The following is a 752-nucleotide window of genomic DNA, read 5'->3' as shown; positions in this document are numbered from 1 at the left end:
TTGCGCGCGGAAAAACTTAACAACAATCCATCTGAATTGTTTAAATTAGTCTTTTAAACAACATTACGTCCGAATTTATACTCGAACGGAAAAGTAAAAAGCCGTGTACTAACACCGTGTACAAGCCATTGCTCAAACCCATCCAGTCCACAAAATTCTTGCGAATTTTGAAACCTCGGATAAACTTAAAGCATTAGGTTAATAAATACGCAACAGCTCGTACACATAAACGTTGTGCGTAAGCTTGAAAAAATTACGATGAGAAAAATAAAACTGATATTGTTACTTATACTGACAGTTAATTTTAGCTGTGTAGAATCGGACAGCAAATTGGATGAGACATTATCTTATTTTTCTAAAAAATTGTTGGACTCAGATTCGGACGAAATAAAAAATATTACGACCGAAAAAGGGTTTGAATCATTAATGAAATGGTCGGATTCTTTAAAAAATAAACAGTTTTTGAAAACACTTGCGGAAAATTTAAAAAACGGTGGAAATGGAGTTTTTAACAAAAAAGAAATGGACTCTTTAATAATCCTTTCACTTGGAAAATCTGACGCTATTTTGGGAGCAACAAACGGATATTTAATATTAAAGAAAACAGAAAAAGGATTAAGTATTGAAGAATTTAGAGGTGGAAAATAAAGCCTACGCACAATAACTAAGCATTCGTGTGGTCGGTACGACCCAACATGAATGCCGTGTTGACTGAACCGGTGTTGGTCGGTTTGCCTACTATGGGGATTGAT

The 752-nt window shown here is 34.4% G+C and carries 1 protein-coding gene; it reads left to right on the top strand.

Features of this window, described 5'->3' with window-relative positions; all coding sequences use genetic code 11:
* The first annotated feature begins 258 nt into the window (after positions 1–258).
* Positions 259–648, top strand: coding sequence for a hypothetical protein (locus tag H3Z82_RS19440; protein ID WP_182207118.1), 390 nt, complete (start codon positions 259–261; stop codon positions 646–648).
* Positions 649–752: the final 104 nt, after the last annotated feature.

The organism is Gelidibacter maritimus, assembly GCF_014062315.1.
GTDB classification, from domain to species: Bacteria; Bacteroidota; Bacteroidia; order Flavobacteriales; family Flavobacteriaceae; genus Gelidibacter; species Gelidibacter maritimus.
Note: the sequence above shows the minus strand (reverse complement) of the source record. Positions and strands in the feature narration are given on the sequence as shown.